Annotated in this window: 22 protein-coding genes; 8 read left to right on the forward strand and 14 right to left on the reverse strand. The window is 72.5% G+C overall.

Annotated features, from left to right (window positions below):
* Window position 1: 1 nt before the first annotated feature.
* The 6 genes from FZ046_RS21575 to FZ046_RS21600 are packed head-to-tail and all read right to left on the reverse strand — an operon-like array spanning window position 2 to window position 5,455.
* The gene (locus FZ046_RS21575) at window positions 2-763 is read right to left on the reverse strand and encodes a polyprenol monophosphomannose synthase (RefSeq protein WP_070351415.1); all 762 of its coding nucleotides are present in this window, start codon (window positions 761-763) and stop codon (window positions 2-4) included.
* Complete coding sequence (gene lnt, locus FZ046_RS21580) at window positions 760-2,526, reverse strand: apolipoprotein N-acyltransferase (protein WP_083297975.1); 1,767 nt, start codon at window positions 2,524-2,526, stop codon at window positions 760-762. Before lnt ends, FZ046_RS21575 begins: the two co-directional genes overlap by 4 nt.
* Window positions 2,519-4,087 carry an amidohydrolase gene (locus FZ046_RS21585; protein WP_176749497.1) on the reverse strand — a complete coding sequence of 523 codons (1,569 nt, stop codon included), beginning with the start codon at window positions 4,085-4,087 and terminating at the stop codon, window positions 2,519-2,521. Before FZ046_RS21585 ends, lnt begins: the two co-directional genes overlap by 8 nt.
* A 43-nt stretch (window positions 4,088-4,130) precedes the next feature.
* A complete protein-coding gene (locus FZ046_RS21590) occupies window positions 4,131-4,616 on the reverse strand; it encodes an FxsA family protein (protein WP_176749494.1) in 486 nt (161 codons plus the stop codon).
* Window positions 4,617-4,622: 6 nt separating this feature from the next.
* The gene (locus FZ046_RS21595; protein WP_070351418.1) at window positions 4,623-5,054 is read right to left on the reverse strand and encodes a PPOX class F420-dependent oxidoreductase; all 432 of its coding nucleotides are present in this window, start codon (window positions 5,052-5,054) and stop codon (window positions 4,623-4,625) included.
* A gap of 2 nt (window positions 5,055-5,056) precedes the next feature.
* A complete protein-coding gene (locus tag FZ046_RS21600) occupies window positions 5,057-5,455 on the reverse strand; it encodes a PPOX class F420-dependent oxidoreductase (RefSeq protein WP_070351419.1) in 399 nt (132 codons plus the stop codon).
* Between the two features lie 389 nt (window positions 5,456-5,844).
* Here FZ046_RS21600 and FZ046_RS21605 point away from each other — a divergent pair, with 389 nt between their 5' ends.
* Together FZ046_RS21605 and cobG are read left to right on the forward strand one after the other, a co-directional pair.
* Window positions 5,845-6,792: a TauD/TfdA dioxygenase family protein gene (locus FZ046_RS21605; protein WP_070351420.1), complete on the forward strand. Its 948-nt coding sequence runs from the start codon at window positions 5,845-5,847 to the stop codon at window positions 6,790-6,792.
* A 5-nt stretch (window positions 6,793-6,797) separates the two neighbouring features.
* Complete coding sequence (cobG, locus tag FZ046_RS21610; RefSeq protein ID WP_070351421.1) at window positions 6,798-7,931, forward strand: precorrin-3B synthase; 1,134 nt, start codon at window positions 6,798-6,800, stop codon at window positions 7,929-7,931.
* Here the strand turns inward: cobG and FZ046_RS21615 are convergent.
* The 6 genes from FZ046_RS21615 to FZ046_RS21640 all read right to left on the reverse strand — a co-directional run bounded on the left by FZ046_RS21615 (window position 7,928) and on the right by FZ046_RS21640 (window position 13,363).
* Window positions 7,928-8,269: a glycerol dehydratase reactivase beta/small subunit family protein gene (locus FZ046_RS21615; protein ID WP_246182838.1), complete on the reverse strand. Its 342-nt coding sequence runs from the start codon at window positions 8,267-8,269 to the stop codon at window positions 7,928-7,930. The two genes, cobG and FZ046_RS21615, sit on opposite strands and share 4 nt — an antisense overlap.
* The gene (locus FZ046_RS21620; RefSeq protein WP_070351422.1) at window positions 8,266-10,113 is read right to left on the reverse strand and encodes a diol dehydratase reactivase subunit alpha; all 1,848 of its coding nucleotides are present in this window, start codon (window positions 10,111-10,113) and stop codon (window positions 8,266-8,268) included. Before FZ046_RS21620 ends, FZ046_RS21615 begins: the two co-directional genes overlap by 4 nt.
* 4 nt (window positions 10,114-10,117) lie before the next feature.
* Window positions 10,118-10,738 carry a propanediol/glycerol family dehydratase medium subunit gene (locus FZ046_RS21625; RefSeq protein WP_070351423.1) on the reverse strand — a complete coding sequence of 207 codons (621 nt, stop codon included), beginning with the start codon at window positions 10,736-10,738 and terminating at the stop codon, window positions 10,118-10,120.
* Between the two features lie 2 nt (window positions 10,739-10,740).
* Window positions 10,741-12,450, reverse strand: coding sequence for a propanediol/glycerol family dehydratase large subunit (locus tag FZ046_RS21630; RefSeq protein WP_070351424.1), 1,710 nt, complete (start codon window positions 12,448-12,450; stop codon window positions 10,741-10,743).
* A 9-nt stretch (window positions 12,451-12,459) separates the two neighbouring features.
* On the reverse strand, window positions 12,460-12,888 hold the full coding sequence (locus FZ046_RS21635; RefSeq protein WP_070351425.1) for a diol dehydratase small subunit: 429 nt from the start codon (window positions 12,886-12,888) through the stop codon (window positions 12,460-12,462).
* Between the two features lie 76 nt (window positions 12,889-12,964).
* Window positions 12,965-13,363 (reverse strand): GlcG/HbpS family heme-binding protein, encoded by a 399-nt coding sequence (locus FZ046_RS21640; RefSeq protein ID WP_070351426.1) that lies wholly within the window; start codon window positions 13,361-13,363, stop codon window positions 12,965-12,967.
* A 251-nt stretch (window positions 13,364-13,614) separates the two neighbouring features.
* Between FZ046_RS21640 and FZ046_RS21645 the strand changes: the two genes are divergently transcribed.
* The 5 genes from FZ046_RS21645 (at window position 13,615) to FZ046_RS21665 (ending at window position 20,167) form a co-directional block, all read left to right on the forward strand.
* On the forward strand, window positions 13,615-14,886 hold the full coding sequence (locus FZ046_RS21645; protein WP_070351485.1) for a sigma-54-dependent transcriptional regulator family protein: 1,272 nt from the start codon (window positions 13,615-13,617) through the stop codon (window positions 14,884-14,886).
* A gap of 99 nt (window positions 14,887-14,985) precedes the next feature.
* Window positions 14,986-16,893, forward strand: a complete 1,908-nt coding sequence (locus FZ046_RS21650; RefSeq protein ID WP_070351427.1) for an AMP-binding protein — start codon at window positions 14,986-14,988, stop codon at window positions 16,891-16,893.
* Window positions 16,894-16,936: 43 nt separating this feature from the next.
* Window positions 16,937-17,563 (forward strand): precorrin-8X methylmutase, encoded by a 627-nt coding sequence (locus FZ046_RS21655; protein ID WP_070351428.1) that lies wholly within the window; start codon window positions 16,937-16,939, stop codon window positions 17,561-17,563.
* Complete coding sequence (locus tag FZ046_RS21660; protein WP_070351429.1) at window positions 17,560-19,044, forward strand: precorrin-2 C(20)-methyltransferase; 1,485 nt, start codon at window positions 17,560-17,562, stop codon at window positions 19,042-19,044. Before FZ046_RS21655 ends, FZ046_RS21660 begins: the two co-directional genes overlap by 4 nt.
* A 43-nt stretch (window positions 19,045-19,087) precedes the next feature.
* Window positions 19,088-20,167 carry a phosphotransferase family protein gene (locus FZ046_RS21665; RefSeq protein ID WP_070351430.1) on the forward strand — a complete coding sequence of 360 codons (1,080 nt, stop codon included), beginning with the start codon at window positions 19,088-19,090 and terminating at the stop codon, window positions 20,165-20,167.
* A 22-nt stretch (window positions 20,168-20,189) separates the two neighbouring features.
* Here the strand turns inward: FZ046_RS21665 and FZ046_RS21670 are convergent, their stop codons facing one another.
* Window positions 20,190-20,933: a decaprenylphospho-beta-D-erythro-pentofuranosid-2-ulose 2-reductase gene (locus FZ046_RS21670; RefSeq protein WP_070351431.1), complete on the reverse strand. Its 744-nt coding sequence runs from the start codon at window positions 20,931-20,933 to the stop codon at window positions 20,190-20,192.
* A gap of 34 nt (window positions 20,934-20,967) precedes the next feature.
* Here FZ046_RS21670 and FZ046_RS21675 point away from each other — a divergent pair, with 34 nt between their 5' ends.
* Window positions 20,968-21,393, forward strand: a complete 426-nt coding sequence (locus FZ046_RS21675; RefSeq protein WP_070351432.1) for a F420-dependent biliverdin reductase — start codon at window positions 20,968-20,970, stop codon at window positions 21,391-21,393.
* Window positions 21,394-21,397: 4 nt separating this feature from the next.
* On the opposite strand, the gene FZ046_RS21680 is transcribed toward FZ046_RS21675, so the two are convergent.
* The gene (locus tag FZ046_RS21680; RefSeq protein WP_070351433.1) at window positions 21,398-22,549 is read right to left on the reverse strand and encodes a M24 family metallopeptidase; all 1,152 of its coding nucleotides are present in this window, start codon (window positions 22,547-22,549) and stop codon (window positions 21,398-21,400) included.
* Window positions 22,550-22,588 lie beyond the last annotated feature (39 nt).

A 22,588-nucleotide genomic window follows, 5' to 3' on the forward strand; every position in this document is an offset into this window, starting at 1 on the left:
GCTAGCGGGAGACGCCGCGGGCGCGATCGAGGCGCCCGCGGATGCCCCACTGGGCGATCCGGACGATCGCCTCGCGGATGTTGGATCCGCTCATCTTCGACTTGCCGAGTTCGCGTTCGGTGAACGTGATCGGTACCTCGACGACCACGAAGCCGGCGCTGATCGTGCGCCAGGTGAGGTCGACCTGGAAGCAGTAGCCCTTCGAGTCGACGGCGGCGAGGTCGATCTTCTCCAGCACCTCGCGCCGGTAGGCGCGGTAGCCGGCGGTGATGTCGCGGACGTCGACGCCGAGTGAGATGCGCGAATACGTGTTGGCGGTCTGCGAGAGCACCTTGCGTCGCCGCGGCCAGTTCCGGACGGTGCCGCCGTCGACGTAGCGCGAGCCGATCGCGAGGTCGGCTCCGGCGTCGACGGCGTCGAGCAGCCGGGACAGTTCCTCGGGGGCGTGCGAGCCGTCGGCGTCCATTTCGACGAGCACGGCGTAGCCACGGCCGAGACCCCAGGCGAACCCGGCGAGATACGCCGCGCCCAGCCCGTCCTTGCTGGTGCGGTGCATGACGTGCACGCGGTCCGGATCGGCAAGGGCCAACTCGTCGGCGAGTTCGCCGGTGCCGTCGGGGCTGCCGTCGTCGACGATGAGCAGGTGCACGTCGGGCCGCGCGGCGTGCAGCCGCGTGGCGATGAGCGGCAGGTTGTCGCGCTCGTTGTACGTCGGGATGATGACCAGCGTGCGCTGACTCGGCGATCCGCCACCCGCTGTCATGCCACTCCTTCGTCGTTGGCCGTGTGGCCCGTGGCCGACGCCACCCGTCGGCGACGGCGTGCGAAATCTACCTCGTACAGCAGGGCGATGACCACCGCCGCGAGTCCGAGGGCCACCAGCACGCCCTCGATCAGCGGACCCCATCGGGTGGCCGGGGTCAGGTCGGACCTGAGCTTGATCTGCATGTCCAGGTACGCCGGCTCGAAGAATTCGGTGTGGGCCATCTCACGGCCGTCGGGCGCGATGATCGCGCTGATCCCCGTGGTGCCGGCCACCACCGCGTACCGGTCGTGCTCGACGGCGCGGACCCGGGCGAAGGCGAGCTGCTGGGCACTCATCGCAGCGTCGAACGTGGCGTTGTTGGCCGGGACCGCGAGCAGCTGGGCGCCGCCCAGCACGGACTCGCGCGCCGCCCGGTCGAAGATGACCTCCCAGCAGGTGGTCACCCCGATCGGAACGTCGGCGGCGTGCACGACACCATTGCCCTCGCCGGGGATGAAGTAGCCGGCACGGTCGGCGTACGACGACAGCTTGCGGAAAAAGCTCCGCCACGGCAAGTACTCGCCGAAGGGCTGCACGATCTTCTTGTCGTGCCGCTCCCCCGGACCGGTGGCGCCGTCCCAGACGATGACGGAGTTGGTGGCCACCGGTGCGTCCGGCCGGTACCCCGGGGCGCGCAGCACCGTGCCCACCAGGATCGGCGCACCGATGGCGTCGGCGGCGGCGCTGATCTGCTCGCCGGCGTCGGGGTTGGCGATCGGATCGATGTCCGACGAGTTCTCCGGCCAGATCACCACCGCCGGTGCGGGCGCGCGGCCGGCGCGGACGTCCTCGGCGAGCCGCATGGTCTCCCGCACGTGGTTGTCCAGCACGGCGCGGCGCTGGGCGTTGAACTCGAGGCCGAGTCGCGGCACGTTGCCCTGGATGGCCGCGACGGTGACCGTCGGATCGTCGCCGCCGACGCCGGCACGGCGCACCGCGGGCCCGGCGGTGGCGATGAGCAGCAGCACTGCCACGATGCACAGCCCGGGCACGAGCACCGCGGGCACGGTGGTGCGGGCGACGTGCGGCTCGTGCCGCCACCAGCGGACCGCTTCGATGAGCAGCCCGGCGAGGCTGAATCCGACGAGGACGGTCGCGAACGACACGAGTGGCGCGCCGCCGACGCGTGCGACGGCCAGCAGCGGACTGTCGGCCTGACTGAACGCGACCGCTCCCCAGGGGAAGCCGCCGAACGGCACCACCGACTTCAGCCACTCGGCGACCATCCAGGCGCCCGCGAACCACAGCGGCCAGCCGGGCAGCCGCCGCACGACGACGGCCAGCAACCCGAACAGGCCACAGAACAGCGCCTCGAGCGCCGCGAGGCCGACCCACGGCGCGGCGCCGACCAAGCCACTGATCCACGGCAGCAGCGGCAGATAGAAGGCGAGCCCGAACAGGAAGGCGTAACCGAAGCCGCCGCGGCGGTTCGTGGCCGGCGACACCAGCACCCACGCCAGCAGCGCTGCGGCGGGCAACGCGAGGAACCACCAGCCGAACGGCGGAAACGCCAGGCACAGCAGCAGGCCGGCGCCGATCGACGCCGACAGCCGGAACACGCGCGGGCTCAGCGCCCGCCACACGCGCGCGGCGACGCGCGCCGGTCGGCCCGGAGCGCGGGCCTCGTCGCGAGGTTGGTCTGCGGCCCGGGTGTCGGGGGCGGTCTCGCGATCGCTCTCGCGGTCGGGCTCCCGGTTGGTCTCGCGGTCGGTCTCAGCCATGGAGCACCTCGCCCCGGTGCACGGTTCGGCGGCAGGTCGGCAGCGGCCGGTCGGCGTCGAGCCGCGGCAGTGCGGGGACCCGCGAGTTGGGTTCGGTGGACCACCGCTGCACCTGGTCGGCCGGCGCGGCGACCTCGAGCGCGGCGGCGCCGTCGACCACGTCCCACACGGCGTAGGAGGCGGGCGCGCCGGGCACCAGCGTGCCGGTCACGCCGTCGCGGACGCCGGCCGCACGCCACGCGCCGCGGGTGGCGGCGGCGAACGCGGCCCGCGGGGAGATGGCACTGCCGGGGGTACGGTGCCGGGTGGCGGCGCGGACGCCGACCCACGGGTCCAGCGTGGTGACCGGCGAATCCGATCCCAGCGCCAGCGGGACGCCCGCGGCGGCCAGAGCCGAGAACGGGTTGAGGCCGCGAGCCCTCTCGGTGCCGAGGCGCCGGGCATACATGCCGTCCGCGCCACCCCAGAGGTCGTCGAAGGTGGGTTGCACGCTGGCGATGATGCCCCATGAGCCGAGGCGGGCGGCCTGCTCGGCAGTCACCATCTCGAGGTGTTCCAGGCGGTGTCCGCAGCGCGCGACGGCCGGTGCGCCGACCTCGTCGACGAGGCGTGCCAGCGCCTCGACCACGGTGGCCACCGCGGCATCGCCGATGACGTGGAAGCCGGCGGGGATGCCGACCGCGGTGCATGCGGACAGGTGCGCGTAGACCGCGTCGACGTCGAGGTAGGCGTTGCCGCACGTGTCCGCGTCGGTGTACGGCCGGTGCAGCCAGGCGGTGCGCGAACCCAGCGCTCCGTCGACGAACAGGTCTCCGGCCAAGCCGGCGGCGCCCGTCGCCGCGATCAGATCCCGCGCCTCGTCGGGAGTGCGGACCGCCTGGCCCCAGTAGCCGACGACGTCCACCCCGTGGTCGTGGTCGCGCAGGGCCAGCCAGTCGTCGAGGCCGCCGATCTGCGGCCCGGCGCACTCGTGCACGGCGGCGATGCCGAGCCGGGCAGCGAGATCGAGCGCCGCGGTCCGGGCGGAGGTGAGCTGCCCGGGCGTCAGCAGACCGCGGGCCACGGCCCGCACGCGGTGGTGCGCCTCGGCGGTGAGCGGTTGGTCTGGGTGCCAACCCGCCGCGCCGGCGGCGTCGGCCGCGAGGACGCGCAGTGCGGTGCTGGCGACCGCCGAGTGCACGTCGACGCGGGCCAGATAGGCCGGCCGGTCGCCGAGCACCCCGTCGAGATCCGCGGTGGTGGGGGCGACCGGGTGCGGCCAGCCCGTCTCGTCCCAGCCGTGCCCCCACACCGGCCCCTCGGGGTGCCGTCGCGCGTACTCGGAGACGCGGCGCAGCAGGTCCTCCCGCGACGTCGAGCCCCGCAGGTCGAGGCCGTCGACCGACAGGCCCGTGGCCGTCACGTGGACGTGCGCGTCGACGAAGGCGGGCGCGACGAAGGCGCCGTCGAGGTCGATCACCTCGGCGTACGGGAACTGGCGCCGCCCGACGTCGTCGGCGCCGAGCCAGCGCACCGCGGCGTCCGACCCGTCCCCGACCGCCATCGCGGTCGCGTCGGGCATGGCCGGGCTGTGGATCCGGCCGTTGAGCAGCAGCGTGGTCAAGTCAGTCGATGGGCGGGCGGGGCAGCCGCGGCTGCTGGTAGTCCGTGACGTCGACGACCTCGCCGTCGACGTAATCGCCGTCGATGTAATCCCCGTGCGCGGTGCGACGCGGCATGCCGGTCGCGACGAGCAGCGGCATGCGGCCGAGGGTGCGCGCGGCCAGCGCCGCCACCGCCGGGCGGGCGAGCACCCGGGTGGGCGGAGCGAGCAGCAGCAGGCCCAGCAGGGAGGTGAGCAGACCCGGCACGACGGTCAGCACGGTGCCCAGCGCCACCAGCATGCCGTCGGAGACCGCGCTCTGCGGCGCGCCGAGCCCGGACCGCAGCCGACGGACCTGCGCCTTGAGCTGGGAGCCGGCGAGGGCGAGCCCGAGCGCGAACGTGGCGACCAGCAGCAGCACCGTCCAGCCGAACCCGATGGTCGACCCGAGCGCCACCACCACCGCGAGTTCGGCGAGGACGTAGATCAGGAAGAGCCGCATACCCATGCCAGGTCAACGCCCGGGGTTCGGCCCGGGTTCCGCACCGCCGGTCGGGCCCGACGGCGGTGCCGTGACCTCGATCGCGGCGTGCACCTTGTCGATTCCACCCCGCAGAATCGCCTGCGGGATGAAGTACCAGGCGTGATTCCAGTACCGCTTGATGATCATGTCGAACACCCGACGCGTCTCGGACTTTGGCAGCATGCGCGCGACGGCCTCGACGGGCTCGCCCTTGACCTTGCCCAGCACGCCGCACTTCTGGATGGTGACGCGCGGGGTATTGGTGATGCGCTTGGTCTTCCACGATCCGTCATCGGTGATGATGAGCAGCTTGTCGCCGTCGGGCACGCCCCACACCGGCGTGGGCTTGGGCTTGCCGTCCTTGGTGAACGTCGTCAGGAGCAGGTACTTCTCGCGCGACACCTCGGCGAAGGTGGGAGCCACGGTCAGCGGCCTCCCGTCGCGTCGTCGGCGGTGATCTCGATGGTGACGTTCTTGTCCATGCCGCCGCGCAGCTTGGAGAAGAAGTTGAAGGTCTTGCCGAGCAGGCCGTAGCGCTGTCCCAGGGCGTCGTAGGTCTTCGCGTTCGACGACTTCGGCAGGATCGCCGCGCGGGCCTCGACGGCCTCGCTCTTGGGGTTGCCGCTGCGGTCGCAGGTCGCGATGGTGACTCGGGGGGTGTTGCGGATGCGCTTGACCTTCCAGGACTTCTCCTGCGTGATCGCGATCAGCGCGTCACCCGCCGGGGCGGCCCAGATGGCGGTCGGCTTGGGCCTGCCGTCCTTGGTGAAGGTGGTCAACAGGATGTAGTCGGACTTGGCGACGTCGGCGAAGGTCACGGCCATGGGTTCAACTTAACCCGTCGGTGCCGTGACCACCCGGCCCGTCGCCGGCCGACCTCGTCAGCGGTCGTCGGTGCCCCAGCGGCTCTGCCACGACTGCGGGTAGGGCAGTCCGGTCAGCGCGAGCAACCCGATGACGACGGCGGCGAACACGATGAGAGTGACCATGGTCGTTTCCCTTCTCCTCCACCGGCGGACCTCGTGCCACACCGGTGGCTCGTCACGAAACGTAGTACCGCCGGTACCGGGTTCTCCAGCGTTCGTGCGCGACCGAACATGGCCGACGACGCGGTGACCGGCATCACACCAAGCGTCGCCACGTGGGACGGTGACTTCGAATCGTGGGAAGCGAAACCCTCGTCGGATGTCGTGCGATCTGCGGAAATGACCCGATGGCTTCCCCATCCCCCGCCTACGCCAGCCCGTCCGTCGTCAAGCTCGGCGCCCACATCGGTGCCCGCATCGACGGCGTCCGCATCAGCGGTGACCTCGACCCGGCGACCGTCGCCACCATCAATCACGCACTGCTCGAGCACAAGGTCGTCTTCTTCCGCGACCAGCACCATCTCGACGACGCCGGACAGCTGGCCTTCGCCCGCGCCCTGGGCACCCCCACCCTGGCGCACCCGACCGTGCTGTCCCGCGGCACCGACGTGCTGCCGATCGACTCCCGCTACGACAAGGCCAACTCGTGGCACACCGACGTGACGTTCGTCGACCGGATCCCCAAGGCCTCGCTGCTGCGGGCGGTGACCCTGCCGGCCTACGGCGGCACCACCACGTGGGCGTCCACCGAGGCGGCCTACGACCAGTTGCCGGAACCGCTGCGCCTGCTGGTCGAGAACCTGTGGGCGATCCACACCAACGACTACGACTACGTCCGCGACTACGACGACGCGCGCGACGCCGTCTCGACGACGACGCGGGAGTACCGCGACGAGTTCGTCTCCGACACTTACGAGACCGAGCACCCCGTGGTGCGCGTGCACCCCGAGACGGGACGCAAGGTGCTGCTGCTCGGACACTTCGTGAAGCGGTTCGTCGGCCTGGGCACGCACGAGTCGGCCACGCTGCTCGCGCTGCTGCAGGCCCGCGTCACGCGCCTGGAGAACACCATCCGGTGGAACTGGGAGGCAGGCGACCTCGCGATCTGGGACAACCGCGCCACGCAGCACTACGCCGTCTCCGACTACGACGACCAGTACCGCAAGCTCAGTCGCATCACGCTGGCCGGTGACATCCCGGTCGACGTGCACGGCAATCGCAGCCGCGTCATCACCGGCGATGCATCGCACTACTCCGACGTCGTGGCACCCGTCCGGCTGACCGCCGTACCGTAGGAGGCGTGAGCAGGACCCGCGCCGACGACGCCTGCCCGGGCGCCCTGCAGGTGCACCGGGCCGCCGACGGTGCGCTGGCGCGGGTGCGGCTCCCCGGTGGCATGATCACCGCCGCGCAGCTCGCCGCGCTGGCCGCGGCGGCACTGCGGTTCGGGTCGCCGTCGATGGAGCTGACCTCCCGCGGCAACCTGCAGATCCGCGCCGTGAGCGATCCCTCCGCGCTCGCCGACGCCATCGCCGCCGCCGGCCTGCTGCCGTCGCCGAGCCACGAACGCGTCCGCAACGTGCTGGCGTCACCGCTGACCGGCCGCGTCGGGGGCGTTGCCGACCTCCGCGGTACCGTGCGGGCCCTCGACGCGGCGATCCAGGCCGACGCCCACTTGGCCGAGCTGCCGGGTCGATTCGTGTTCGCACTCGACGACGGCCGCGGCGACGTCTCGGGCCTCGGCGCAGACGTCGGCGCACATCTGCTCTCGCCGACCGAGGCCGCGCTGCTCCTCGGCGGCGTGGACACCGGCGTGCGGATGGCGGTCGACGAGGTCGTCGCGGTGCTGACGACGGTGGCCCGCCGGTTCGTCGCGGTGCGCGAGAAGCAGTGGCGGATCGGTGAATTGGACGACCCGGACGTAGTGCTCGACGGGTTCGACCGCGTCGCGCCCGCCGGGGCGACGTGGCCGCCGGTCGAGGTGCCGCCGGTGGGCTGGCTGCCGCAGGACGACGGCGCGGTGACCCTCGGCGCGGGTGCGCGCCTCGGCGTGCTGGATGCCCGCACCGCCGAGTTCCTCGCCGCCGTCGAAGCGCCGCTGGTGATCACCCCGTGGCGGTCGGTGCTGGTGTGCGACCTCGACGAGGGCGTCGCCGACGTGGCGCTGCGGGTGCTGGCGCCGCGCGGGCTCGTCTTCGACGCCGAATCGCCGTGGCTGCGGGTCAGTTCCTGCACCGGCAGCCCCGGCTGTGACCGCTCACTCACCGACGTCCGGCGCGACGCCGCCGACGCCGCCGACCCTTCGGCCACCGACCCCGCCGCCACCGGCGCCCAAGTGCACCGGCACTTCGTCGGGTGTGACCGCGCCTGCGGCAGCCCAGCGAACGGCGAGGTGCTCATCGCCACGGGCGACGGCTACCGCCTCCGCGGCTAGCGGGAGCCCTTCAGCGGCAGACCCGAACAGATGCGGGCCGCATCGTGTCCCAGCGTCCGGGCGGCGGCGACCGCGGCCGGAGTCGCGACCAGTTCGGGGATGGGGTCGGCGACCTTCTCCGGTTGCACGCACACCGCCCCGTCGCCGTCGATGCCGATCCCGACCCCCAACGGCGACTGGCGCGCCGCGGTGCGCGCGAGGTCCACCGCCCGGCCGGTGGTCACCCGCTCGACCACCGCCGGGACGCCCTCCTCCTCGATGCCGGCCAGCACGGCGTCCTCCACCGGGCCGGCCGCGACGCTGGCCACCACGATGGCCGGCCGCACCGGACGCGTCACGGCACCGTCCGCGTGCGGGCATGCGAGACCACCAGCCCCGTCGCGACCGCGTTGCGCGGGCCCTCGGTGGCGCGTACGTTGCCGGTGCCACAGACGATCCCGTGCGGCGCGAGGGCGTCGGCGATCAACTGCGGGATCTCGAAGTCCAGCGCACAGCCACCGAGCAGGACGACGAAGCCGATCCGGCGCAGGTCGCCGTCGGGTGCCACCCGCCGCAGCGCGCGCACCGCGTTGACCACGAACACCCGCTCCTTGGCCGAGCGGCGCACCGCGCGGATCCGCTCCAGCGAGTGCCTCGTCGGAATGGGTGTCATCGCGTGCTCACCGAGCGTGAGCACCCGGCCGAAAGCCGGTGCGGGCAGCGGTTTCTCGAAGAACTGAACGGTGCCGTTCTCCAAGCGGACGTGGAAGAAGCTCTCCGCCTTGGCCAGCGGATGCCGCTTGATCTCCTCGGCCAGTTCGAGGTCGTCGGTCCCGAGTTCGGCGTCGATCAGCTTGGTGACGAGGTCCCCGGCGCCGGCGAGATGCACGGTCCGCACGGCGTCGTCGGCGTCGAGCAGGGCCGCGTCGGTGCTGCCGCCACCAAGGTCGAGGACCACCAGCGGGGTGTCGGTGCCCGGCGTGGTCAGCGCTCCGAGCACCGCCATCTCGGCCTCGACGCCGCCGACGCGCACCTCGACGCGCCCGGCGCCGGCGTCCCGCAGCGCCACCCGCACCGCCTCGGCGACGGCCTGCATGCCGCTCTGCCGGGTGCGCACCATGGCGGCCAGCGCCACGGCGTTCTCGAGCGCCACCTCCCCGGCGAGGCCGCCGCGCACCTCCTGCGGCACGAACGTGTCCACGCCCAGCAGGTCGCCGATCCGGACGTCGGCGAGGTCGTGGCCGCACAGGTCGGCCATGTGCTGCCGGACCCCGGAGATCATGCCGCCGGTGTTGGTGCCGGACTCCCCCTCCACGTCGACGAGCGGGCCGACCCGTTCGACGGCCGCCATGATGTCGGCGGCGCCGGCCGACACGTCGACGGTGGCCCTGCGCTGCTCGCCGGCCAGCACCAGGGTGCCCGCCGGGATGACGCGGTCGCCGACGTCGCCCGACGGCGTGCGCACCACGACGGCCGACCGGTTGCCGGTCAGCGCGCGTGCGACCGGCGCCACCTGCCGGGTCTGGTCGGGGTCGAGCCCGAAGATCGTCGCCAGTCCGTAGGCGTTGGACAGCGTGCGGATCGACTGGCCCGGCCCGGCCACCTCGACGGCGGCCTGCATGCCGAGCGGCACGGCGTCGATGCGCGACACCTCGTCGATCACCGGGATGCGGACGTCGAGCCGGTTGACCACCAACACCGCGTCGTCGTTGCACAGGATGGCCCCCGCGACGGCGACCCCGCGCGCACCGGCGGCGTTGAGGGCCGCAGCGGCGTCGTCGAAGTCGACGTCGGCGGGGACGGTGACGATCACCGGATCGCCGGGCCTGGCCGCGGCCAGCTCGGCGAACGGGAGCACCGTGCCGATGCCGAGCCCGCGCCCGCCCGGGGTCCGTGGGTCGTGCCCGATCATCGTCGACTCGGTGATGATCGTCTCGGTGATGGTCTCCATCGCCAGGCCGCTGATCACCGGCGTCGCCTCGTTGAGCAGCAGCAGGTCCAGCTCGGCCAGCGGCACCCGCGACGCGTTCAGCGCGTCACGGACCGCGGCGACCACGCCGTCGACGTTGCGGACCGTGCCCTTGACGCCGGTGGTCGGGGTGAGCGCGCCACCGAGGAACGCGACCGCACCGTCGTCGCCCACCTCGGCCGCGCTGGCCTCGGTGGTGGAGTTGCCGATGTCGACGCCGACGGTCCGGAGCACGCCGTCAGCTCGCCCGGGAGAACTGGGCCCGCACCTCCATGGGACGCGCCTGCTTGACGATCTGCTCGGTCTCCTTGAGGTGCAGCAGCGCGGCCTTGGCCTGCCAGCGCGGTCGCGCCATCTGGTCGTTGAGCGTCGGAACCGGTTCCGGCGACTCGCCCTTGGCGTACCGGGCGGCGTTCGAGCCGATCCGGCGGTAGGTCTCGAGCGTCATCAGCGGGCACTGCGGGAAGAGTTCCAGGCTCGACAGCCGCGGCAGGTCGCGCTGGTGGATCATGGTCGTCCCGCGGGACAGCAGGCCGATGCCGATGCCCGAGCCGGACAGCTTCGCGCCGGTGTGCGCGACCACCGCGAGGTCGGAGCTGTGCGCGACGCGGATGCAGCGCGCCTCGACCTCCTGCTCCTCGATCCCGGCGAGCACCTGGCGGATGACCTCGGCGTGCGGGATGCCGACGATGGTCTTGGAGAAGAACGCCGCGAACGCCGGCGACACCGCGACGATCACCTCGTCAGAGCGCGTGCCGCGCTGCGCCGGACCGACGTCGACGAGGCTGAGGTCGCGGTCCGCGGCCGCCTGGGGATTGGCGGTCTGGGGTTTGGCGACCTGGGGATCGGTGACGGCCATGGTCAGTCCACCTCCTCTTCCGGGTTCGCCGCGCTGGTGACGTGCCGCAGCTTCTTCATCTCCTCCCACCGCGCGCCCGACGGGCGGTACCCGGTGCCGGGGCCGGCGTAGTCGTTGCGGTCGTTGATCGCCGACAGCGGCAGCAGGTCGCGGGTGAGGATCGCCGAGGTCTGCAGCATGTCGCCGGACACCCGCTGCCGCAAGACGGTGAGGATGTGGTCGGCGATCGTGGAGAAGCCCGTCGACTCGAGCGCCTTGACGATGTCGAGGCCGGTGATCTTCCGGTCCATCACCTGCTGGGCGCTCTTGATGTCCTCCAGCACGTCGCGCGGGATCAGCTCGTTGCTGCCGTGGGCGTACACCGCGGCGTCGATCTCGTCGTCGGTGATCGGCGCGAGGTCGAGGTAGCGGAACACCGCCTGCAGCGCCTTGGCCGCGTGGTGGCGCACCGCGAGGATGTCGGCTTCCTTGACGTGCCGCAGACCACCGTCGACCTGGAAGTCGCGCTGCAGCGTGTTGAAGTCGTCGAAGTCCTCGGCGTCCACGTTGGAGCCCGCGAACATGTTGTCGTAGTTGGGCGTCGCCGAATAGCCGCTGCAGACGAAGTCGGTGCCCGGCATCAGCTGCGGCATCAGCCGCGCCGTGCGCCGCATCGGCGAATGCGAGAAGGACTGGTCGTTGCCCGAGGCGCACTCGAGGTCGAGCGCCGAGGCGATCATGTTCTCCGCCGCCACCGCACGGATGCCGGCGGGCACCGCGCCGGGGACGCCGATGCAGGAGATGGAGCCGTTCTGCAGGCCCTGCACGCCCGCACCCTTGGCGATCATGATGCAGCGAATCTCGAGGTACAGCATCGAGCGGCCTTGGGCATTGCCCATCTGCACCTCGGACCCGGTACCGGAGGTGAAGCGCATCTTGATGCCGCGCGAGGCGTAGGCCGCCGCCAGGAAGGCCTTCGACCACGGGGTGTCGTCGCCGTCGACGAACACCGGTTCGGTGCCGTACACCGAGATGGTCTCGGCGTAGCCGGTGATGCCGCGCATGCCCAGCTCGAGTTCGGTGGCCTCCTCCAGCGCGCACTGCGTCAGAGGCCCGCCGTCGCCGGCCTGGCTGCCGATGAGCAGCGCCATGGCGACCAGCGGCGCGTACCGCACGACGCCGAGCGTGGTCTCGACCTCGCTGAAGCCTCGGATGGCGGCCTCGGCGGCCTCGCACACCACCTGCAGCGGGTTGTCCCGCGCGCTGGTGCAGTGGGCCTGGTTGGCCGGGGTGCGCCGGGCCCGCATCTTCTGCATGCCCATCATGATCTCGACGATGTTCATCGCCTTGGCCACCTCGAGCAGCTTGGCCGGGGTGAGGCCTCGCGTCACGGAGAGCACCTCGTCGCGCGTCACGCCCGGGTCGACGAGCATGCGGGCGACGTCCGCGGCGGGGATCGCCATCGACTGCTCGGTGCTCGCCACGTCGATCGCGTGGTCGGCGATGAACTGGTCGATGAAGTCGAATTCGGCGCGGGTGCGGCCGTCCATCTCGACGATGGCGCCGTCGGCGACGCGGACGCTGGGCTCGGGATCGAAGGCGCTGTCGAGCGCCACCATGCCGGCCTCCGGCCACTCCTCGACGAAGCCGTCGAGGTTGACCGGCCGGTCCTCCAGGGCCTGGGTGCGCGCGGACCGGCGCTCGGCGGCGATGCGGTGTGCGGCTGAGGTCATGACGGCTCCCTACTCGGCCACGGCCAGGACGTCGCGGCGCTCGTACACGTCGGCCGCCTCGCGGACCAGGGCGGCGAGCAACGAAGCGCCGTACTGGGATTCAAGTTCGTCGGCGATGGCCTCGAGTTCGGCCTTGCTCGACGCGTTGGGCCGCAGCGCGTTGTAGATCTCGAGGACGCGCTCGTCGCTGATCGCGGTCATCTCGGCCGCGCGCCGCAGGTTGGCTCCCAGCTGGGGTCGGCCCACCTTCTCGGCCAGCTGGGCCTGCAGGCGCAGCGTGTCCGGCGTGATGCGGAGGTCGTTGGCCTCGACGTCGCCGGCCATGACGGCGTCGATGGTGATGTCCTCGATCGACTTGCCGGTCGGGGTGAACAGGACGTCGGGGCGGTGCACGCTCAGCGGATAGTCCGCGGCGGGGTCCAGGATCGGTTCCGTCACGCCGACGATTGTGCGCTGAGTCACGTTGCAGCGCCGTTGCAGGCCAGGTCAGCCGAACCGGCCGGCAGCCGGTGTCCTACAGCGCGGCGACCCCGGCCTCGGCGACCGAGACGTCCTGGTCGACGCTGCCCGCGCTGACCCCGATCGCCCCGATGACCTCGCCGTCGGATTCGAGCAGCAATCCACCGCCGAACAGCACCAGACCGCCGGCGAGTTGCTCCAGGCCGTACAGCTCCGCACCGGGTTGGGAGACGTCCATCAGCGCGCTGGTCGGCAGGTTCATCATGATCGACGTCCGTGCCTTGCGGATCGAGATGTCGATGCTGGCCTTGATCGCCCCGTCCATCCGGGCGAACGCGACGAGGTGCCCACCGTCGTCGACGACGGCGATGTTCATCGGCTGGCCGATCTCCACGGCCTTCGCCGCGGCGGCGTCGACGATCCTCTGGGCGGTCTGCAGCACGAGTCGAGTCATCGACGTTCCCTTCGAAAGACGTTGTGCGAGCCAGTGATTGCCTGACGGGTGGCACCCGGGGCCGGAGTGGCCCGGCGTCGACGGCGGACGTAGCACCGGCCGACGAGCGTCGATGATAGGCACGACCGCGGCCGGATGACGCGCGAACGCGTCCGACGCCTGCAGCGCCGCCGTTGGGGCTATCGTGGGGGGACACGCGTCAGCGCGGGCACCGAGGCCCTCGGACGCGAGGAAGCCCGAAGAACGTGTCGATGTCCCGGAATGACCCCCGCGGGGGCCGCGAGCCCGCCTTTGCGCTGCGGCATGCCCACGACCTGTACGCCGCGCGTCGGATCGGGACGTCCACGCCCACCGCCCTGCGCCCCCTGGTCGCCGAGAGCTGGCTGCGCAGCCTCGCCACCGGCGTGAACCCCGACCTGCGCGGCGCACCGGCCTCGGTGGGCGGCGACACCGACCTGCGCGTGCGGCATCCGCTGGCGCCCGCACTGCCGGTGATCCGCCGCCTGCTGGTCGACGAGGCCGTCGACACCGGCGTCGTCGTCGCGGTGTCCGCCGCGGACGGCACGCTGCTGTGGGTCGAAGGCGACCCGACCGCCTGCCGCAAGGCCGAGGCGATGAACTTCGTGCCGGGTGCCGACTGGAGCGAGCGCGGGGCGGGGACGAACGCGCCGGGCACCGCCCTGGCGCTGGATCGCGAACTGCAGATCTCCGGACCCGAGCACTTCTGCCAGGTGGCTCAGGAGTGGTCGTGTTCGGCGGTGCCCGTGCACGACCCGGTGACCGGGGCGCTGCTCGGTGCCATCGACATCACCGGCGGCAGGCACGTCGCCTCCTCCACCGCGATGGCGTGGGTACGGGCGGCGGTGGTCGCCATCGAGAACCACCTCGCGGTGTTGCGGTTGCGGCCCGCGCCGGTCGACCCGATCTCACTGCCGCGGCTGACGGTGCTCGGCGCCGACCGTCCCCGCTGGCAGGTCACCGACGAGTACGGGCAGTCCCGGGTGCACACGCTGACGCCGCGCAACGCCGAGATCCTGGTGCTGCTGAGCCATCACCCCGAGGGACTCAGCACCGACCACCTGGCGCTGCTGCTCGACGAGAAGGACCTCGACGGCGTGACGATCCGCGCCGAGATGTCGCGGCTGCGCCGGGTGATCGGGTCGGGCTTCATCGGTTCACGGCCCTACCGGCTCACCCGCCCCATCGTCACCGACGTCGGCGCGACGTTCGAGGCGCTGGCCGCCGGCGACGTCGCCACCGCGGTGCAGCGCTACCGCGGACCGCTTCTGCCGCAATCGCTGTCGCCGTCCATCGCGCGGCTGCGGATGGAGTTGAGCACCAGCTTGCGCAGCGCGGTGCTCGCCTCCGGCGACCTCGGCCTGTTGCGGCGGTGGCTCGAGGGCCCCGACGGCCAGGACGACCGCGACGGCTGGCGGCTGCTGCACGAGCGCGCCGACGCCGGTTCCGCGCACTGGGCCCGGGCCCGCGGCCACCTCGCGGGCATCGACTTCGAACTGGGCTGACCCCGCCGCGCCGCGGCGCGCGTGCAACCCCGATGCAACGGTGACCCGCGACACTTTCTCCCGACGGCCACACCCGTCCCCGCGAGAGAGAGGTCGACGTTGACGCGCAGCGATACCCCCGGAGTCCTCGAACCGGCGGCAGGCGCCCACCGGGCGAGCATCGCCGACCCCGAACGGTTCTGGCTGCGCGCCGCCGAGGCGATCGACTGGGACGTCGCCCCGCGCACCGCGCTGGACCACGCCGACCCGCACGCGTGGCAGTGGTTCCCCGACGGCGTGCTCAACACCAGCGCGAACGCGCTGGACCGGCACGTCGACGCCGGTCACGGCGACCGGACGGCCCTGATCTTCGATTCGGCGATGACCGGCACGCAGCGCCGGTTCACCTACGCCGAGCTGCGCGACGAGGTGGCGACACTGGCCGGGGCCCTGCGGTCGGTCGGGGTGGGCATGGGCGACCGCGTGGTCATCTACCTGCCGATGATCCCCGAGGCCCTCATCGCGATGCTGGCGTGCGCACGCATCGGCGCGATCCACTCAGTCGTGTTCGGCGGGTTCGCCGCCGCCGAGCTGGCCGCCCGGATCGACGACGCCCAGCCGACCGCCCTGCTGACCGCGTCCGGCGGTCTGGAGCCCGGCCGGACCGTCGACTACCTCCCCACCGTGGCCAAGGCGCTCGAGGCGAGCAGCACGCCGCCCGGCATCGTGGTGGTCAAGCACCGCCCCGAGGTGACTTCCGACGCGACGCCGACGGAGGGTTGGCTGGACTGGGATGCCCTGGTCGATGGCGCCGAGCCGGTCCCGCCCGTGCCGGTGCCCGCGACGCATCCGCTCTACGTGCTCTACACCTCGGGCACCACGGGCAAGCCGAAGGGCGTGGTGCGCGACCACGGCGGGCACGCCGTGGCGATGGCGTGGTCGATGGCCCACGTCTACGACGTGCACGCCGGCGACGTCATGTGGGCCGCCTCCGACGTGGGCTGGGTGGTCGGCCACTCCTACATCGTCTACGCGCCGCTGATCGCCGGTGCGACGACCGTGCTCTACGAGGGCAAGCCCGTCGGCACCCCCGACGCGGGCGCGTTCTGGCGCGTGGTCACCGAGCACGACGTCAACGTGCTGTTCTGCGCGCCGACGGCGCTGCGCGCCATCCGCAAGGAGGATCCGGACGGCACGTTGCTCGCCGACCGCCCGATGCCGTCGCTGCACACGGTGTTCGCCGCCGGCGAGCGCCTGGATCCGGAGACCTACCACTGGGCGGCCGACCGGCTGGGCCGTCCGGTGATCGACCACTGGTGGCAGACCGAGACCGGGTGGTCCATCTGCGCCAACCTGCGCGGCCTGGAACCGCTGCCGGTCAAGCCGGGGTCCGCGTCACGGCCGGTGCCCGGCTTCGACGTCCGGGTACTCGACGCCGACGGCACCGAGGTGGGCCCGAACCAGGAGGGCAACATCGCCATCCGGCTGCCGCTGCCGCCGGGGTCGCTGCAGGGGCTGTGGAATGCGCCGGAGCGCTTCGCGTCGTCGTACCTGCAGGCGTTCCCCGGGCACTACGCCACCGGCGACACCGGCTACTTCGACGACGACGGCTACCTGTACGTGCTAGGCCGCAGCGACGACGTCATCAACGTCGCGGGTCACCGCCTGACGACGGGCTCGATGGAGGCCGTCGTGGCCACGCACCCCGCGGTCGCCGAGTGTGCGGTCATCGGCATCCCGGACGAGGTGAAGGGCCAGCGGCCCGCGGCGTACGTGGTGCTCAAGGCCGGCGCCGACGTCGACGCGGCTACCCTCGCCGCCGACGTCGTCGCCCTGGTGCGGGACCAGATCGGCGCGGTGGCCGCCCTCAAGGACGTCTACGCGGTGCCCGCGCTGCCCAAGACGCGGTCGGGCAAGATCCTGCGCCGCACCATGCGCGAGATCGCCGCGGGACTCGACTACAAGGTGCCGCCCACGATCGAGGACGCCGGCGTGTTGGAGACCCTGCGCGCGGTCATGGCCGGCTGAGTGGCACGGAGGCGCACCTCCGGCAGGGTCGTAGGGTAGGCGGGTGCTCGACTACGTCCGCGACGCTGCGGAGATCTACCGGCAATCCTTCGCGACCATCCGCGCGGAGGCCGACCTCGCCCGCTTCCCGGCCGACGTCGCACGGGTCGTGGTGCGGTTGATCCACACCTGCGGTCAGGTCGATCTCACCGAGCACGTGGCCTACACCGACGACGTGGTGGCCCGCACCCACGCTGCCCTCGCCGCCGGGGCGCCCATCCTGTGCGACGCGTCGATGGTGGCCGCCGGCATCACCCGGTCCCGGTTGCCCGCCGACAACGAGGTGGTGCCGCTGGTGTCCGACGCCCGCGCCGCCGACCTGGCGCTCCAGCTCGGCAGCACGAGATCGGCTGCGGGAGTTGACCTCTGGGCCGACCGGCTCGACGGCGCGGTGCTCGCGATCGGCAACGCCCCGACCGCGCTGTTCCGGCTGCTCGAACTCGTCGACCAGGGTGCGCCGGTCCCGGCCGCGGTGCTCGGCGGCCCGGTGGGCTTCGTCGGTTCCGCGCAGTCCAAGGACGAGCTGATCGCGCGGCCACGCGGCATGAGCTACCTGGTGGTCACCGGGCGCCGCGGCGGCAGCGCCATGGCCGCGGCGGCCGTCAACGCGATCGCGAGCGAACGCGAATGACCGGCGCGACGCGGCGCGGGCGGCTGTGGGGCGTCGGCCTCGGCCCCGGCGACCCGGAACTCGTCACGGTCAAGGCCGCCCGGGTGATCGGCGAGGCGGACGTCGTCGCCTATCACAGTGCGCGGCACGGACGGAGCATCGCGCGCGGCATCGCCGAGCGCTACCTGCAGCCCGGGCAGGTCGAGGAGCACCTGGTGTACCCGGTGACCACCGAGACCACCGATCACCCCGGCGGGTACGACGGTGCGATGGAGGACTTCTACCGCGAGTCCGCCGACCGGATCGCCGCGCACCTGGAGGCGGGACGCGACGTCGCGCTGCTGGCCGAGGGCGACCCGCTGTTCTACAGCTCCTACATGCACATGCACACCCGGCTCACCGAGCGCTTCGACGCGGTCATCGTCCCCGGCGTGACGTCGGTGAGCGCCGCGTCGGCCGCCACCGGCACCCCGCTGGTGCAGGGCGAGGAAGTGCTCACCATCCTGCCCGGGACGCTGCCGCCCGACGAGCTGCGCCGTCGCCTCGCCGACACCGACGCCGCGGTGATCATGAAGTTGGGCAGGACGTACCCCGATGTGCTGCAAGCTCTTACGGCGGCCGGGCGGATCGATGACGCGTTCTACGTCGAGCGGGCGAGCACCGACCGGCAGCGCGTCCTGCCCGCCGTCGACGCCGATCCGGCGTCGGTGCCCTACTTCGCGATCGCCATGCTGCCCGGCATGACCCCGCGCCGGCCCGATCCGGTGGGCAGCGTCGCCGTCGTGGGCCTCGGCCCCGGCGACGTCGAGTGGATGACGCCGCAGTCGCGCCGCGAACTGGCCGCCGCCACCGACCTCATCGGCTACGGGCCGTACCTGGACCGCGTCGTCGGACGCGACGGCCAGGTCCGCCATCCCAGTGACAACACCGACGAGCCGGAGCGTGCGCGGCTGGCCTGCACGCTGGCCCAGCAGGGCCGCACCGTGGCCGTGGTGTCGTCCGGCGATCCCGGCGTGTTCGCGATGGCGACGGCGGTGCTCGAGGAGGCCAAGGAGTGGCCCGGCGTCGAGGTCCGCGTCATCCCGGCGATGACCGCCGCGCAGGCCGTCGCCAGCCGGGTCGGGGCGCCGCTCGGCCACGACTACGCCGTCCTCTCGCTGTCCGACCGGCTCAAGCCGTGGGACGTCATCGAGGCCCGGCTCACCGCCGCGGCCACCGCCGACCTGGTGCTGGCCATCTACAACCCGGCCAGCAAGACCCGTACCTGGCAGGTCGGCGCGATGCGCGACCTGCTGCTCGCCCACCGCGACCCCGGCACGCCCGTAGTGATCGGCCGTGACGTCTCCGGCCCGCGCGAGGAGGTCAAGGTGGTCCGGCTGGCCGACCTGGACCCGGCCGACGTCGACATGCGCTGCCTGCTCATCGTCGGCTCCTCGCAGACCCAGTGGCACACCGACGAGACCGGTGACCGGGTGTACACGCTGCGGCGCTACCCCGGCTGAGCGTCGTTGACAGGCGTCAGCACCGGGGTTACCGTCCAGCGGCATGACGCCACCGTCGTCGGACGCCGCTGCGGCCGTGTCGATTCCGCGCAGTCCCGACGACGTGACGCCCCGGTGGCTGAGTTCGGCGCTCGACACCGAGGTGACGGCCGTGACCGCCACCCCCATCGGTACCGGGCAGACCGGGGCGACCTACCGGCTGTGCGTCGACTACGCCGCTGACACCGGCTTGCCGCGGACGTTCGCGGTGAAGCTGCCGTCCCAGGACGAGACGGTGCGCGAGCGGGTGGCGCTCGGCTACCGCTCCGAGCACGCCTTCTACACCGGCATCGCCGGCGCGGTGTCGGTGCCGACACCGCGGGTCTTCCACTGCGACATCTCCCCCGACGGCGGCGACATCGTGCTGCTGCTCGCCGACATGGCGCCCGCCGAGCAGGGCGATCAGATCGCCGGCTGCGACGCTGCCGAGGCCGAGCTGGCCGCCCGCGCCATCGCCGGGTTGCACGGACCGACGTGGTGCGATTCCGCCTGGGCCGAGTATCCGGGCCTGGTGATGCCGTTGCCCACCGCCGACGCCGCCAAGGGTCTCGGCGAGATCGCCGTCATGGCCACCCAGATGACGCTCGACCGCCTCGGCGCCGACATGACCGACGAGAACCGCCGCACCGCAACCGAAGCGATGGCACGGGTGACGCCGTGGCTGCTCGCGGAGCCGGGGCGGTTCGCGCTGCTGCACGGTGACTACCGGCTGGACAACCTGCTGTTCACCCCGGACCATTCGGCCATCACGGTGGTGGACTGGCAGACCCTCGGCGCCGGTCTGCCCGCACGCGATCTCGCGTTCTTCGCGTCGACCAGCCTGCTGCCGGAACGGCGTGCCGACGTCGACGAGCACCTGGTGGCGGCCTACCACGACGAGCTGTTGAGCTACGGCGTCACCGACTACGACCGCGACGCCTGCTGGCGCGACTACCGGCTCGGGATGCTGCAGGCGCCGCTCATCACCACCCTTGGCTGTGCGTTCTCGGCCAACACCGAACGCGGCGACGAGATGATGCGCGTCATGCTCGAACGTGGCTGCCAGGCCATCCGCGACCTCGACAGCCTGGCGTTGATCGGCTGAACGCCAGGGCCGTCGGATGCGGTCAGCGCGGGAGGTTGCGCCACGCCGCCCGCGGCAGGAGTCGAAACGCCAGCACCAGCAGGGCCAGCCGGCGGGGCACCCACACCCGCGTGCGCCCGGCGCGCAGCGCGGCGACGGTGGCCTCGGCGACCTGCGCCGGGGTGCTCGACAGCGGCGCGGGCGACATGCCCTCGGTCATCCGGCCGATCACGAAGCCCGGCCGCACCAGCAGCAGTCGCACGCCCGATCCGTGCAGCGCGTCGGTGAGTCCGCTCGCGAAACCGTCGAGTCCGGCCTTCGCCGAGCCGTAGACGTAGTTGGCCCGCCGGACGCGTGCGCCCGCGACCGACGAGAACACCACCAGGTCACCGCGGCCGCGGCGGCGCATGTCGGCGGCCAGCACCGTCAGCAGGGAGACCTGCGCGGTGAAGTCGGTGTGGACGATCGCCGCCGCGTGCGCCGGATCGACCTCGGCCCGGGACTGGTCGCCGAGGATCCCGAAGGCCAGCACCGCGGTGTCGATGGGTCCGTGCGCGGCGGTGATCGCGGCGACCAGCCCGTCGTGCGAGGCGAGGTCGTCGGCATCGAAGTCGACGGCGTGCACCGCGGCCGCGCCGGCGGCCCGCAACGCTGCGGACTCCTCGGCGAGCTGGTCGGCGCGGCGTGCGGCGAGCACCACCACGGCGCCGCGGGCCAGCCGGCGGGCGACCTCGAGACCGATCTCGCTGCGCCCGCCGAAGATCGCGATGACGCCCGTGTCCTCCACGGCGACGATTATGTCCTGCGCTACCTTGGACCCGATGGCTACCTCAGGTCGGAAGGCCACCACCCGGCTCACCAACGACGCGATCGCGTTCCTGACCGAACGCCATCTCGCCATGTTGACGACGCTGCGGTCGGACAACTCCCCGCACGTGGTCGCCGTCGGCTTCACCTTCGACCCCAAGACCCACGTCGCGCGGGTCATCACCACGGGTGGCTCGCAGAAGGCCGTCAACGCCGCCGAGCGTGGCGTGGCCGTGCTCAGCCAGGTCGACGGCGCGCGGTGGCTGTCGCTGGAGGGCACCGCGAGCGTGAGCGGCGATCCCGAGGACGTCCGCGACGCCGAGCTGCGCTACGCCCAGCGCTACCGGACGCCGCGGGTGAATCCGCGTCGCGTCGTCATCAGCGTGCGCGTCGAGCGGGTGCTCGGGTCGTCCGGCCTGCTCGACCGCTCCGACGGCTGACGCCTCAGCCTGCGGCGGGCACCACGACGAGGTCGTGCGGCTGGTTGTTCACCGACAGCGCCCCGTCGGCGGTGACGACCACGATGTCCTCGATCCGGGCGCCCCAGTCGCCGGCGAAGTAGATGCCGGGTTCGACGCTGAAGGCCATGCCCTCCTCCAACGGGAGGTCGTTGCCGGCGACGATGTAGGGCTCCTCGTGCACCGACAGTCCGATGCCGTGCCCGGTGCGGTGCACGAACGCCTCGGCAAGGCCCTCGGCAGCGAGCACGTCGCGCGCGGCGGCGTCGACCTGCTCGGCGGTCACGCCCGGGCGCACCGCCGCGACCGCCGCCTGCTGCGCGCGCTGCAGGACCGCGTAGCGGCGCGCGACGTCGGGTGCCGGCTCGCCGATGCTGTAGGTGCGCGTGGAGTCGGAGTTGTAGCCGGGCGCGTACGGGCCGCCGATGTCGACGACCACGACGTCGCCGGCCCGTAGGGTGCGGTCCGAGCATTCGTGGTGCGGGTCGGCGCCGTTGGGCCCGGAGCCGACGATGATGAACGCCACTTCCGAATGCCCCTCGGCCACAATGGCTTCGGCGATGTCGGCGGCGACGTCGGCCTCGGTGCGTCCGGGCACCAGGAACTCCGGGACGCGGGCGTGTACGCGGTCGATCGCCGCGCCGGCCTTGCGCAGGGCGTCGATCTCGGCGGCGTCCTTGACCATCCGCAGTCGGCGCAGCACGTCGGTGGCGAGCACCGGCACCCGGCCGAGGACGTCGGCCAGCGGCAGCAGGTGCAGCGCGGGCATGGCGTCGGTGACCGCCGTGGCGATGCCAGTGGTGCCGGTGGTGCCGGGTGCGCCGCCGAGCGCGTCGGCGACCAGCCGGTAGGGATCCTCGCCGTCCACCCAATCGCGCACCGTCAGGCCGAGATCGGGGATCGCCGACTCGCGCAGCGCCGCCAGTTCCAACCGCGGCACCACGACGGTGCCCGTCCCGTCGGCGGCCAGCACCAGCGCGGTGAGCCGCTCGAAGGTTTGTGCGCGCGACCCGACGAGATAGCGCAGGTCGTAGCCGGGCGTGATGACCAGCCCGGCGAGCCCCGCGTCGGCGGTCGCCGCGGCCGCCGCCGTCAGACGCTGCGCGTACACCTCTGTGCTGAACCGACCGGATGCCATGCCGTCGAGGCTAATCGGCGGGTGCCGGACTGGCGACCT

This window comes from Mycolicibacterium grossiae, from assembly GCF_008329645.1.
Classification (GTDB): Bacteria; Actinomycetota; Actinomycetes; order Mycobacteriales; family Mycobacteriaceae; genus Mycobacterium; species Mycobacterium grossiae.

Excerpts from the sequence above, each read along its gene's own strand:
- FZ046_RS21575 (WP_070351415.1), bottom strand. The coding sequence starts at position 763 with ATGACAGCGGGTGGCGGATCGCCGAGTCAGCGCACGCTGGTCATCATC.
- lnt (WP_083297975.1), bottom strand. The coding sequence starts at position 2,526 with ATGGCTGAGACCGACCGCGAGACCAACCGGGAGCCCGACCGCGAGAGC.
- FZ046_RS21585 (WP_176749497.1), bottom strand. The coding sequence starts at position 4,087 with ATGCCCGACGCGACCGCGATGGCGGTCGGGGACGGGTCGGACGCCGCG.
- FZ046_RS21590 (WP_176749494.1), bottom strand. The coding sequence starts at position 4,616 with ATGGGTATGCGGCTCTTCCTGATCTACGTCCTCGCCGAACTCGCGGTG.
- FZ046_RS21600 (WP_070351419.1), bottom strand. The coding sequence starts at position 5,455 with ATGGCCGTGACCTTCGCCGACGTCGCCAAGTCCGACTACATCCTGTTG.
- FZ046_RS21605 (WP_070351420.1), top strand. The coding sequence starts at position 5,845 with ATGGCTTCCCCATCCCCCGCCTACGCCAGCCCGTCCGTCGTCAAGCTC.
- FZ046_RS21625 (WP_070351423.1), bottom strand. The coding sequence starts at position 10,738 with ATGGCCGTCACCGATCCCCAGGTCGCCAAACCCCAGACCGCCAATCCC.
- FZ046_RS21630 (WP_070351424.1), bottom strand. The coding sequence starts at position 12,450 with ATGACCTCAGCCGCACACCGCATCGCCGCCGAGCGCCGGTCCGCGCGC.
- FZ046_RS21640 (WP_070351426.1), bottom strand. The coding sequence starts at position 13,363 with ATGACTCGACTCGTGCTGCAGACCGCCCAGAGGATCGTCGACGCCGCC.
- FZ046_RS21645 (WP_070351485.1), top strand. The coding sequence starts at position 13,615 with ATGTCCCGGAATGACCCCCGCGGGGGCCGCGAGCCCGCCTTTGCGCTG.
- FZ046_RS21660 (WP_070351429.1), top strand. The coding sequence starts at position 17,560 with ATGACCGGCGCGACGCGGCGCGGGCGGCTGTGGGGCGTCGGCCTCGGC.
- FZ046_RS21665 (WP_070351430.1), top strand. The coding sequence starts at position 19,088 with ATGACGCCACCGTCGTCGGACGCCGCTGCGGCCGTGTCGATTCCGCGC.
- FZ046_RS21675 (WP_070351432.1), top strand. The coding sequence starts at position 20,968 with ATGGCTACCTCAGGTCGGAAGGCCACCACCCGGCTCACCAACGACGCG.
- FZ046_RS21680 (WP_070351433.1), bottom strand. The coding sequence starts at position 22,549 with ATGGCATCCGGTCGGTTCAGCACAGAGGTGTACGCGCAGCGTCTGACG.